This window comes from Psychrobacter sp. T6-5 (assembly GCF_052258485.2).
Classification (GTDB): Bacteria; Pseudomonadota; Gammaproteobacteria; order Pseudomonadales; family Moraxellaceae; genus Psychrobacter.
Map to the genome: position 1 here is coordinate 3,205,789 of NZ_JBQQEY020000001.1, position 13,348 is coordinate 3,219,136.

8 protein-coding genes are annotated in these 13,348 nt (G+C 44.0%); all 8 read right to left on the reverse strand.

Translation table 11 applies throughout. The features are described 5' to 3' along the window. Window positions 1-2: 2 nt before the first annotated feature. The 8 genes from ACTXGK_RS28400 to ACTXGK_RS28435 all read right to left on the reverse strand — a co-directional run bounded on the left by ACTXGK_RS28400 (window position 3) and on the right by ACTXGK_RS28435 (window position 13,314). Window positions 3-4,628 (reverse strand): pilus assembly protein, encoded by a 4,626-nt coding sequence (locus tag ACTXGK_RS28400; RefSeq protein WP_443514588.1) that lies wholly within the window; start codon window positions 4,626-4,628, stop codon window positions 3-5. A gap of 88 nt (window positions 4,629-4,716) precedes the next feature. Next, window positions 4,717-5,532 (reverse strand): PilX N-terminal domain-containing pilus assembly protein, encoded by an 816-nt coding sequence (locus tag ACTXGK_RS28405; protein WP_443514589.1) that lies wholly within the window; start codon window positions 5,530-5,532, stop codon window positions 4,717-4,719. 79 nt (window positions 5,533-5,611) lie between these two features. After that, a complete protein-coding gene (locus ACTXGK_RS28410) occupies window positions 5,612-7,198 on the reverse strand; it encodes a PilW family protein (protein ID WP_443514590.1) in 1,587 nt (528 codons plus the stop codon). Next, window positions 7,198-7,713 (reverse strand): type IV pilus modification protein PilV, encoded by a 516-nt coding sequence (gene pilV / locus ACTXGK_RS28415; RefSeq protein WP_443514591.1) that lies wholly within the window; start codon window positions 7,711-7,713, stop codon window positions 7,198-7,200. The genes ACTXGK_RS28410 and pilV overlap by 1 nt, the downstream gene beginning before the upstream one ends. Beyond that, on the reverse strand, window positions 7,713-8,210 hold the full coding sequence (locus ACTXGK_RS28420) for a pilus assembly FimT family protein (RefSeq protein ID WP_443514592.1): 498 nt from the start codon (window positions 8,208-8,210) through the stop codon (window positions 7,713-7,715). The genes pilV and ACTXGK_RS28420 overlap by 1 nt, the downstream gene beginning before the upstream one ends. A 270-nt stretch (window positions 8,211-8,480) precedes the next feature. Next, window positions 8,481-9,317, reverse strand: coding sequence for a ComF family protein (locus tag ACTXGK_RS28425; protein ID WP_443514593.1), 837 nt, complete (start codon window positions 9,315-9,317; stop codon window positions 8,481-8,483). Between the two features lie 40 nt (window positions 9,318-9,357). Continuing rightward, window positions 9,358-10,770 (reverse strand): phospholipase A, encoded by a 1,413-nt coding sequence (locus ACTXGK_RS28430; RefSeq protein WP_443514594.1) that lies wholly within the window; start codon window positions 10,768-10,770, stop codon window positions 9,358-9,360. A gap of 369 nt (window positions 10,771-11,139) precedes the next feature. After that, a complete protein-coding gene (locus ACTXGK_RS28435) occupies window positions 11,140-13,314 on the reverse strand; it encodes a cytochrome c biogenesis protein CcdA (RefSeq protein WP_443514595.1) in 2,175 nt (724 codons plus the stop codon). Window positions 13,315-13,348 lie beyond the last annotated feature (34 nt).

Sequence of the window (13,348 nt, forward strand, 5' to 3'; positions counted from 1 at the left end):
GATCAGTTGCCCTCATACCATTGGGTTGGCTTGAGTACAAAACGATCGCGGAATAGCAGGTTTGCCATAGAGCCGTCACCATTGTCTTTGGTGACGCCGCCATACTCACTTCCCTTGGGTGGTACTACTGAAGGCTTGGATGGTGCGTTACCTTTACCTGTATCATTACCATATTCTAAGCGATTGCCTTCTAGGATACGCTCACTTAGGGTACGAGTGCCTAACAAGACGGTAGTGTTCAAGTTGGTATCATTCACAGCACCAAGGCTCAATTCTTGGATGCCTTCACCTGATGGCATAAAGCCGCCTGTACCAGTTTTTGAGCTGTCTTCCATACAGACGCCATAAGGCAAACAGTACAGCTGGCTTTCTGAGCCACCTAGGGTTTGCGCATCACAGATGTTCTTTTCACCATAAGACATATTAGGGTCATAAACTGACATGAACAAATAGTTGTTAATCACGCGGTAGTCACCTACAGCTTTTACATTTGAGACGTTCTCAAACCCTGCAAAGCGCGTTAATGGATAATACCAGCCGTGTTTTTTGTTGTCACCACTGCCATTAATCAGATCATGAATCATAGTTATTTTTTGATAGCAAAGCGTCGAGTACGTAAAACTGCCATCTTCATTGGTTTTGTCGTCACCATTTGCTTCTTTTTCTGGCTTACAGTATTTGCCCATGAGCGCATCATAATCACTGTTTTTGCCACCTGACACTTTATTACCGCCCAATTCAACCAAGTCACTGCTTTCGGTCAAATTATTGATAACGAGGCTGGCATCACTCTCTAAAATGTCAGATCGCGTCACATCGCTATCAATAATGCCATAAAGACGGTTGGCATTCTCAATATCATCACGTCGCTTAGACAATGGCGAGCTGCGATCTCCTGAGGCGATATTAACTAACGCAAAAATCTTGTTTTGATTGTCACGATAAAAGCTAACCACCGGGCGGTTATAAAAGCGATAGGCTAAGGCGGCATTGCTATTGGTATTACTACCATTACCATTGACACTACCATTAGCATCGGGATTGGCATTTTCATTTTCATTGCCATTGCCAATGCCATTGTTACCTTTCCCACGCTTCTCTGAGGCACTCAAAATCCGTACGACGCGTACCTCTTTGAAGGCTTTCTCTTTTTCGTTGATAAAGTCAGCGCGAAAAACGTTACCGCCAAGATCAGCAAAGTATAAATGATCAAATAAACCGTCATTATTACGGTCAAGGGCTGTGACGCCTGAAACGATACTATGGTTTTGAGCGTTATCCCACGACCAAATACTATCACCAGTCTTGGCATCAGTAATATAAATTGAGCTACCTTTAGGCTTACTATTAGGGACAAACTGTGGATCTTCATACGCCATATCATAGCCGCCACCAAAAATAATGACGTCTTTCAGTTTGCTGTCATTTGCTGCATGATTGATACGCGCGGTTGTGACCGTGTTCCATATCTGTCCAACGTTGCTATAGTCAGACCCTGTACTTGTCGTCTGGCGTCCATTGACATTTTTGTGTAGGACAGCATTGGTATTACCAACATCTGGGGTGATGCTAAAAAGTATCTTAGGTGTTGTCTTATTAGACAGATCTAAACCATAAAGCCCATCGCCGCCCATGCGAAAACCACCGTAAGCTGATAATGGCAAAAAGTTACTGGTATTAACGGCATCATCAGCATCGCTACTCTTTGGCTGATATAAAGACACTTTACGCGTGCGGTCCTCCCCTTCGCCACTTGCACTATAGCGGTATTTAGCGCTCACGAGCCACGGCGCATCAATACCAAACGACAGCTTTCCTTGCGCATCTTTGACTAGAGCCTCAGACTGTGTACGAAACATCTCTTGTGTGATGAGCGACCACTGCTCCTCGCCAGTATCGGCATCAACCATATGTAGCGCACCATCCATAGAGCCGAAGAGCAGATAGTCTTCTCGGTTGTCCATAGTCACATTGCCTGCAGCATTCACTTCAGCACTATAAGATACGAATGCAGGTTTAGAGTGAATCACGCCGCCCACATGGCGAATGGGTGATGTAGGTAGATAGTTTTTCATATTCAAATTGACGATAGATCCTGGCGATTCAGCCCTATAGTCAATGTTATAACCCAAAAAGTTCAACATGATGCGTTTGGATTGCAATAAAGTGCGTCCTTGAGCATATACTGTGTCATTAATTAAAGGAAACCCAATTGGGATACCCTCATTATTGACACCGATTTTTACTACACCATTTGTGGCAGTATTATCAGAATAACTCTCTACAAACACATTACGTGTACTGGTAGGCGATGATAGGTTTGGCGCGACGAGCTGAGCATAAAACCCGCCAGTATGAACTGCATTGTTGCCTGAGCTTAGATTAGATGTCTGCCATAAATCAGACGCACTACCGTTTAGCTCGCCGCTTTCATCATTATATAACCGAGTATTATTTTTACCATAGAGCGTGCCATTCTTGGTTTTGTACTTTTTAAGGTTCCCCGGCCATACCTTGTAGGTGTCGCCCACTTTTGGCTCTAGCATGGGTAGATAGGCATAAGGCAGTGTAGAGCTGGTCTGATAGGGGTCGTCAGGAACGCTAATTGTACCTGCGGGCATGGTATTGATGGTTTTATTCAGATCAGTAATGAACTGCTGCACGCTATTGGCAATATCAAGTGACGTCTCGGCATAAAAAAAGCCGCCATCACCATAGTCGGCACTGCCCCACCGGCAAGCGTTTCTAGCATCAAGGCTTATATTAAGTGGATTGCCCTCAGCGTCTGCAGTAGCCTCACAAAGATAGTTACCATCGCTGTCTTTAGGAATACCAGCAAAAGATGCCCCAAAGCCTGCTACGGCAGTTCTGATTCTGGTACCGGCAGGATTTTGGGTGCTATCATTCAAGCGCTTAGCATACTCACCAATATATTCCCAGCCGCCAGTTTCACCGCGGAACAAATTAGACTGTAAGGCTGGAGAGGTTAATACACCTGTGCCTGATGGCTTATTTTTGATCGTCGTACCGCCTGTTAATGACTCGTTCATGATGGCCTGTGCCATGCTGTCTTTAGTCGAGTTGGGCGCACCATCGGTTAAAAAATAGATGCCATTACTGTCGCATTGACCAGTACTACTACCCTGAATATAGCTTTGACCATTAGATTTTTTGGTATCAGCGGCAGAGTACCTCAAACCGCCAACCATATTTTCCCTCTCATCAGCTCTTATCGTAAATGGGTTGGTTCGATAAGAGACTAGGCCAGTAATGCCACTACCATAGCCCCAAACGGTTCCAACGATAGGCTCGATATCAAGTGGCTCTTGAGCAACTTTTAACCAGCCGCCATAACGCCAGCCAACAGGTAACTTGTCATAGGTGTCCCACAGGTTGTCCATGGTGACCGTTTTTCCCATTGCTGCATTGACTTTGGTTTTGAAGTCGTCTTGACTGAAGATTCTTTCCCAACCGCCATTAGCTGTCGGACGATAGATGCCTCCATTAACTGTGCCTTGGCTTACGGTTTTTCTACTGTTATCATGTCCTGGCCAATTATTGACGCACTGCTTGACAGTGGCGCCAATGGCTGAGGTGTTATTCGTACCAAGTTCGACACAGACGAAATAAACCTGCTGATCCTGACTCGATGCTTTTTGTTTAATCATAGATCCATCGTAGATGATGTTGATCGATCCAGAGTTGGTCTGGCTATTATCATAGCCTGTACCAGTGCCCATCATATAAGCGCCAGCTTCAGCGTAGGCATGGGCGGTGGGCGTGCCGCTCGATGATTTGGTCACATCAGGGTAGCTATTACTTGATAGCTTAAGATTTGCGTTGGCAGTACCGTCTTCATTTGTGGTCGTGTCTAATGATTTGATATCTGCCAAGGCTCTGGCGATTTTTTGACGCTGAGCCGTGGTTAGCGGTGCAGCGGGCACCAGTATGCGCCCTGAGTGCCCATCAACCAGCTTATTACTGGCGTTGCCAATACTCAGACCCGTTTTGGATGAAAAGTGTCCCAAACCCATATATACCTGATCGCTGATTTGCTCACTTGCCAGTAGCGGTAAAAGTGCGTCTTTTAATCGCGATAAACGGTCTAAAGCTTTAACATCACCTTTTTGGCACCCACGGACGTAGTATTCAATCGTTTGACCACCAATTACGACGCTTTTTCGTATTGACGTTCTGCCGTTGGTTGAGGCATCAGTCAAGTTATAAGCCCATTCATAAATGGGACTGGTATTTCTTCTATCGCTTTGATACTCACCTACGCCCACGCGCTTACATAAAGGTTCATCCACATCACCCGGACTGCCGTATGGGTTATTTTTGGGCAGTACCAGTGAGCTGATACCCATCGAGCCTGATGTATCAATCATCATCATCAGATTGGTACGCGCGCTAGAAGCAGGCTGATAGATGCTCAAGTCACCAATCTGGCTGACATCGCCCCTTTCATTAACGGCCGCTTGTGTCATGCTCATACACATTACACCAAGGATAGCCGCACTAAGGTATGATATCTGCAGGCGCTTACACCTAGTGTTTGCCGCGTTATCAACTTTTTGCAGATCTTCGCCTTTTAAAACAGGATAACGCTTAAGCTTATTGAGTGTCATGAAGTGATCTCCTAAGCACGGCTACAATAGACGTGTTGATAGATATGAATATATTAATAAGAGCCAATCTCGTCGTAGTCATTGAATGTTAACTGTCCCTACACAGCGGACTGGTATTTGAAGCATTGCCTGTACCAAAATAGTTACAAAACTCACTGTTTTGAATATTGGCCACATCTACTTGCTCAATCAGTAACTTGTTGGGGATATTGTTATCCGTCATACATTTGGCGACGCCATCTGTGCTACTTGAGGCATCTTTTTCAAAGCAATCTTTGATCTCATCTTCACTTGCGCCACTGTAAGCGGGTAACACTGAAGTTGCATAAACCTCAAAGGTAAACATTTTTGCCGTTTTAGATTCTGAGTCTGAGCCTAGGTTCATGTGCCCAAAGGCTTCTCCTGTAGAATTATTAACATTTTTAACCATTACTTGGGTCATGGTGGTATTACGGGCACTAGTATAGTCGCTAAGTTGCTCAGGGTCGCAATAGCCTTCGTCATTACTGACAAGCTTGCCGGTGCTACGGCGAATCACAGCATTATCAATATTAAAAAACCCTGAACGCGGTCGATAACAGAAGTCGATGATATCCTCGTTGGCACTATCGTTTAAAATATAGTGACCAAAAATGCCTGTGAAACTCATGATTTGCTGATAAGGCTCTTCGGCTGGATTGCCATTGACGGATTGCTCAATCTTATTATTGACACTGTCTGAGGATTGCAATAGCACGGTATTGATTTGATCACTAGTCGCAAGTTTTAAGTCCGTTGTGCTATTGCGTACCGCAATGGCGCCTACCAGCATAATAAGTATCAAAAATAATAAGACCACAATCAATACCGCACCGCGCTGATTAGAGGCTATTGCAGGATAGGCTGAAGGTTTATTGATATTCATGGCTTACTACCTTTATTCATATACATCCATCATAGATGCATCATGGGCAACGTTTATACTAATAGCGACTGTCTATCGTTTAGACGATGCTCGTCTCAATGATACGCATGACGCGCGCATTACGCAGTAAAATATTGGACTCATAAACACGGCGTAGATATTTCGGCGGATTGTCTTGATCCTTTAAGCTCTGCTCCGCACCAAATATATCAAAATCATCGCCGCTGGCTTCAGGACTATTGGCCGTACTGCGAGCAAGGATGGCAATACGTATATTGGTAATGGCAGGCTTACCACTACCAAGTGCCATATAGTCTGCAACCGTCATATCCGCATACTGATAGGTCAAAGCACCATTATTGACTAACGTACGCTGCACACCCAAACGGATATTAAACTGATCAACATTTTCGATTATGACTTCGCCCTTATCGGTAAAACCTTCAAGCGTACCATCACTTTTTATACGACCTGCATCACAACGAAGATCAAGATTTTTTCTCGCATTATCACCTGTACCGCCACCATCAGCGACAAAATAACGGGTAATAACACGTTCACCTTCCAAAATTTCTGACCCTTCACAGTCATATAACGAGCGACCGGTGGTATTAATATACTGAATGGTCAGCTGATCACTAGGCTTATTGGTATTGCTCAAACTGCCGTCCCATTTATTGTCACTGCCTCCAGACGTCATGCTATTACTGCGAGTCAAGTATCCTGTGTCAAGACCTCCTTTTACCATCACGTTATATGGTCCTGATGTGCTTGATGATGCGACCCTTTGAAAGCCTATATGTTGAAAACCCAACCCTTTCAAATCTGTTCTTTGAAAAACAGGTGTTTGAAAGTCAGATACGCGAAAGTCTGCTCTTTGAAACTCAGGGGTTGGCATGGGTCTAAAACTGTAAGCAATGTTATTACCTATTTGGGCAGCTTCTTGTCTTTTTCTTTCTGCTTCGGCTCTTTTTTCAGCAGCTTCGACTATTAGGACGAGTTTGGTTATAAGTTTCCAAATTGGCAATTTATCTGCTCTAGCTTCTAGTTCATTTGCTTCATCTTCTAACTTTTTTGCTTCCTTCTCTAAATTTTCTTTTCTATCGTCATTATTACCGTTATTACCGTTATTACCGTTATTACCGTTATTACCGTTATTACCGTTATTGCCGTTATTGCCGTTATTACCGTTATTGCCGTTATTGCCGTTATTGCCGTTATTGCCGTTATTGCCGTTATTACCGTTATTACCGTTATTACCGTTATTACCGTTATTGCCGTTATTACCGTTATTACCGTTATTACCGTTATTACCGTTATTACCGTTATTACCGTTATTACCGTTATTACCGCTATCACCGCTATCACCGCCATCATAATTACCAGCGGTGAGGACGATGCCGCCCATCGCGACGGTATCGTTGCTAGTGACCCCGTCATTGCCTAAGTTAGCAAGGCGGACTTGCGACTCGATACTTTGTAGACCAAATACGGCCTTATCTTGAATCTCAGAGCCTGCTGTTTGAAGACGGTCGACACGCTGACTCGTCAAAAACACTTGCATGACGGCAGCGGATATAAGCAGGCCAAGCATCAGCGATATCATCAGCTCAATGAGGGTGAAGCCATACTGATCTATTAGATTCTGCGGAATATCGTTTTTCATTAGTATGCCTCCACGATGATGCAAGTGCTGCCTCGGTTATAAATACCATTTTCATTGGCGCACGTATTCGCCTCTGTGCCCATTGACGGTGACGTATCGCCCCAAGCCGCAATGATACATTTGATTTCAGAAAAATCAGCAGTACCCGGACAGGTAATCATGCTCACGCTAACTCCATATTCGCTAAGTTTTGCTTTTGCTGCTATTGCCTCTTTGACTGCAAGCTGCTCTGAAGTACAAGTATCTATTAATTCCCTACAACTGTTCTTACTTATACCTGTTACTGTGCTAGTACCATTTATAGATTCTTCATAGCTCTCAAGGGCAGTAGCGTTGGCGCGCATGTTTTCTGCTAATCCGCGTACGATGCTGAGTGCTTGAGTGCGTACTAAACTCTCATCGGTCGCGCTAATGGCGCGTATTTGTAATGCACTAAAGCCTAGTACTGCAACAGACAATAGTAGTACGGCGACGAGCACTTCGACCAACCCAACGCCTTGCTGATTGTATGTCATTAGCATGTCCCCGCTATCTGGCTTGTCGTATTGCCAAGGGCACTGACAATTACTCGTCGCGGACTCGCTACTGTATTGCTATCACAGATGGTAAAAACTCGTTCATCAGCAGTTTTAGTAGGTTTAAATTCAATATTGGTCACAGTCGCAGAATCACTATCAACGGCGCTAATCGTACTTTTGGCATCGTAACTATAACTGGCAATGATGGCGGTATTGTCAATCATGATTGTGCCTGTATCAGTACCATCGTTATCAAAGGTCAAGGTAATTGTCTGCCTGCGAATCAGGCTCTCAGCCTTTGCTTCTTTTAATGCATTAACTAGCGTCACTGTCGTCGACTTAACACGTTGATTAGCAAGCTGTGTGCTAATATTCGGTGCGGCAATACTCACAATGATGGCTAATACAGCAATTGTCACCATCAGCTCAATCAAGGTAAACCCTGAACTGGCTGTCCGTAGCGAGGTCGGTAGACTATTCATAGATGCGTTCACATCAAATCCCTATTTAGCACTGCTAATGTCTGTCTCTTATCAGTTTTTGTTTTAAAATAACTAGAATCTGCTGTTAGTTTTGCTAATAATTTTATAGTTAACTTAACTAATAACATGCAATTTTTGTTCCACAACATTCTGCTCATGTTATATATAAATGAGAAATAAGGCACATTTGATAGTTCAGTAGATATATACGTATCTAATAATATAGCGTTACAATGATATATTAGCAATATATTAATGATTTCAAACAGATAGGAAAAAAATTTATGATTGGCTGCCATGAGCTAAGGCATAGGCAGAGATGTCATAGTTATTATGGCTTTGATCATTTATGATCGCTGTTTGCTCAGATGAGATGAATGCGCGTGCTAAGGCTTGTAAGCTTGCGCCTGTCGTAGATACATCATCGAACAATAGTAAGCGTTTTACCGGAGGTTTTTCAGTTAGTGCAAAAGCATTGTCTAGGTTGCGTAGACGTTCAGCGCGTGTGAGCCCTTGCTGACTGACCGTATCATCAATGCGCTCCACACCGTGCCATAAAGGTATTTGCCAATGCTTTGACAGTTGTGATGATAAAATACTGACAGGATCAAACCCTCGCTTCACTAGCCGTTGATTGGTCGTTGGCATGGCAACAATCACGCTATTATTACGATGACAGCCATGTGGCCGAGGTAGCTGGCGTAATGCATGTAAAAACAATGGCAATTTTGTCATGTCTTCATGATGCTTAAACGCTCGAATCGCTTGACGAATTGGATACTCATAATAGGTAGATACTTGGATAGATAAGGATCTACCAGCAGCAATGTCAACATCAAAAGGCTGTGGTAGCCATGCGATACTATTATGACAATAAGTGCAGAGTAACCCACTACTTAAGCGGTGATTGATTTGATGATAAATATGAGCAAACGAGGATTGATTGCTTGAAAGGGAAAATTCAGAATGTTCGCTCGATGCGTCATTACTATTAGCATGTGAGTGCTGCATCAATAGCTGAGATTGTGCTGTACTTCGATAAATACGGCATAGCTGGCAGCGTACATTTAAATACTCTGCCAGCCACAGTCCAGTTTGATAAGGCACTAAGCGGTGCATAGACTATTGATTATCATAAATATAGTAAGGCTCGCTTATATTAGAGGCCTTTCCAGTCATTCAGTACGATACCGAAACCAATAGAGGTATTCTCATGATTATAATCAACAATGGACTCGCCGTAACCTTGGAATAGCTGCACCATACCATTGACGTTTTCTGACAATGGATAGATATAATCGATTTGGGCAGCGCCTTTATTGGTGCTTGGATTGTAGCGCAAGGTACCGCTAATGCTTTGCTCGGCAGGCAAATCATATAAGAACTTGATATCGCCATAACCCATGTAATCTTCGATATCAGGGTTGTCATCGTCACTACTGCTATCACCATTCACTCGAGCCCATAGACGCGGTATGACTGACAGCTTACCCCACTCGGCCCCTGCCATCAGATAGGCACGGTTCCACGAACGTGATAATGGATCATCCTGTCCATTAGAATGGTGCACAGCACCAGCGCCTAACATGCGTAGACGTCCACCAAAAGGTAGATCTGCCGTCACAGGCTGAGTCAAAAATATTTCAGGTTGATAGTCGGTAGCACGAAATGGTCGTGAATTGTCTTCGTTATAAACCTGCCAATGTGACTCTTGAGTATAACCAAACCACAGATCAGCGCTGGTATCGAATAAATCCTCTGCGACTTTACTCTTTAAAGACAACTGAAATTTTAGCTCCGTCTCACGTATGTCATTAGAGTCAAAAGGTTCAATTTCTTGAGAAGGGGTGCTTGGATTTAAATTAGGATCAAAAGTATAAAACAATGGCAGCAGATAAGTCGGACGGTATGGTCTTACTGTCCAAGTACCGCGCTCACTATTTTGGTCGAGATCATATGCCAGACTGAGTGGTGTATATTTTTCAATATCTGCTTGAGTGACGCCCACATTTTCTAGAACTTGAGCCTCTTGCTGATTGTCTGCGACCGTATCCAAGCCATTAGTAGTAGATTGTTGATTAGCAGTTGCGCTCTCATCACTGAAAGTATTGGTCGAGTTCTCTTCCACAAAAACAACTTGTGGGTTACCCGAAATAGTCGTCTTAAATGTTTTTGCCAAATCAACTGGTTGTTTGGTCGTGGTGTAGCTTGGTGTTTTACCTTGCTCAGCTACCTTATCAAAACAAGCCAAACGAGCAGCACTACTCTGCACTTGCGTACATTCCGAAAATAGCTTTGCTTGTTGAGCAATAAATTCTTTGCTGATTACTTTACCGCTCTGTGTGGTTACACTCTGCGGCATCTCAACGGTTTCATACTCAAACGCCGCTTCTGGTACTGGCAGTTCGTTATAAGTTTGGTTATTGTCAGCTGCTTGTACTTGTACCGCCGTACAACTCAACGCGATAGCAACCGCAATACTCAAATGAGTATGTATCGTGCGGCTACTGGCGTTACGACTGATTACATGAGTACGTTGTAATTGACGCTGAGTGGTGATGTGGGCAAACATAAATGTCCTTTATCTAACCAGCATTATCGCCAGCAGAGTATGTGAGTTAATTAATATAACTGTTAGCGTCGCCGCTAAAAAACTAGAAAATATAAGAACATCAGAGGCAGTTATGAAAAATGGATATACCCCTTCAGTATTGTTACTTTATTGTAATGAAAATATAATCACTATACTAGCGTTATCGATATATTAAATCTACTTCAAGAGACATATTATGTGTGAAACCAAACGTTTAGAAGATATTTTTAAAATAATTTAATGGCATTAAAAAAGCCAGCGTACCGTTATTGGCGTACGCTGGCTTTTTTTCATTATTAAGCCTTAGCAAAAGACTTGCTCAGGTTATTAAGTACGGGTTGTGAGCCATCAGTTGTTTAGCGTCGTTAAGGTTTGCTCAAACTCCACGCGACCGATTTCGCCCACTTGCTGATTAACCAATTGACCACCTTGATAATAAAGTAATGCGGGCGGGCCAAACAGCTTGTAGCGTGACAAAACGGCTTTGGAATCTTCCGTAGTATCCGTGATGTCGAGTCTCACCAACTGCCAGTCTTGCATCTGTGCTGGGCGATTATGAAATAAGTTTTTATCCATGATACGGCACTCAACACACCAATCTGCTGTCAAATCGACAAGGACATTAGGATTTGCCGCAACAATCGTATCTAGCTCTGCAAGTGTGGTGATCGTTTTATCTGTCGCCGCACTATCGTTACCCATCGACTGACCAGTCGCTGACTGCACCATCGTCGGCGCAGCGCTTAGCGAGGCTAATGGATGCAGGCTATCATCATTCCCTAATGCCGCACCCACGATCAAACAAGCGGCCCAAATACCAGCGATCAGACTCATGGCTTGAGTTAACATGCGTCTTCTGCCGATCCAGCTCCACGCCCATGTCGCCACCAACATAAACCATAATGCCCAGACCATAAGCATCACTGGCGATATAAACACACGCTCAACTAATAACAATGCCACCGCGAATAATAGTAGCGCAAAGCCCTGCTTGACCCAATTCATCCACTCTCCTGCCTTTGGCATGATTTTTCCCTGAGTGGCACCGATTAAAATAAGCGGTGCTGATAGACCAAAACCTAGCATAAATAAGGCGGCGAAACCCAAGAGCGGACTACCAATGGTAGAGACTGCTAATAGCGCACCGAATAATGGCGCAGAGACGCAAGGAGATACGACTAATGCAGATAAAAACCCAGCAATCAAACTACCGCCTGTACTACCAAGCTTGCTGTCACCTGCTTGGCTAAGCCCTTGCATTTTTCGGCTGAGTGCTTGCGGTAAACGTACAGTAAAAGCATCGAGCATATATAGCGCTAACAAGACGAAAACGACCGCAAAGCTAATCAAAATAATAGGATTTTGTAACCAACCAATAATACCTAATGACTCGCCAAATACCGCAATTACAGCACCCAAAATACCATAGGCAGTCGCCACACCAATCGCGTAACTGGTGGTTAAGATGACGCCGCGTTTGACCGTTGGGTTTTGCTCGCGGGCGACAATATTGGCAACGATAGGTAACATCGGTAGGACGCATGGCGTCAAGGCCAAACCTAGACCTGCTAAAAACAGTAAGACCAATGCGAGCCAAGGATGAGACGCCAAACCAAAGGGATCACCATCGACAAGGTTGTTAGCATTTACATTCTCACTGTTGGTCGCGTCACTTGATACGTTAGCATTTGCTCCAGAAATCGTGGTCGTTGCAGTGCTACCATCTAAAGAGTCATACTCCAAAGTACTATCATCGATTAGATCATAATCAATAACATCCTCATCCATCGGCGCTTGTTCTGCTTGCGCCGTGGTGCTACTGGTACCAGTCGTTACGGATGTCGTCTCAGTATTCCCAGCAGATATTGTCGCATCAGTCAGACTGTCGCTCGCGGCCGTCTCGCCAACAGATGCACGTTCTGCCTCAGTGCTGGCATTACTTGTCGCGCTCTGTGAAGATGCTGCTCTGATATTGACCGTGGTTTTGATTTTTTCAGGAGGATAGCATAATCCCGCTTTGGCGCAACCTTGCCAACCAATGACAATCGCTGCATCATCGATGCTTTTTCCGTTGTTACTGGTCAAAATGGTACTTGCGACCATATTAGCTTGATCAAAAACCAATACTTTACCAAATGTCGGATCGTCGATTGAATATGGCTTTTGGTTAAAGGTAAAAGGTGCCGCCGTCACGCCCGCAGGTAGCGTCAGTTTGATTTGATTCTTATAGACATAATGCTCAGGCGTGATATCAAAATTAATGGATAGACGCGTACCTGACTTGGTAGAGGCACTACTGCTACTAACCTGAAAGGCTTCATCTACTGGCAAAAATTTCGATTGCGCTGTATTCTGACTGCTGCCGAATAGATCACCCAATCCTACCGCTTGCGCCGTCGTTGACGTCGCTAACAACCCTGTCAATAGCGAGCCGCTAGCAATCGCACATGCTAAGACATACGATTTTTTTGCATGTGTATTTGCAGTCAATGATGGCGATTGTTGTGATGTCTTCATGGGCATGAATAGCTACCTGTTATTACCAATATTTGAATCA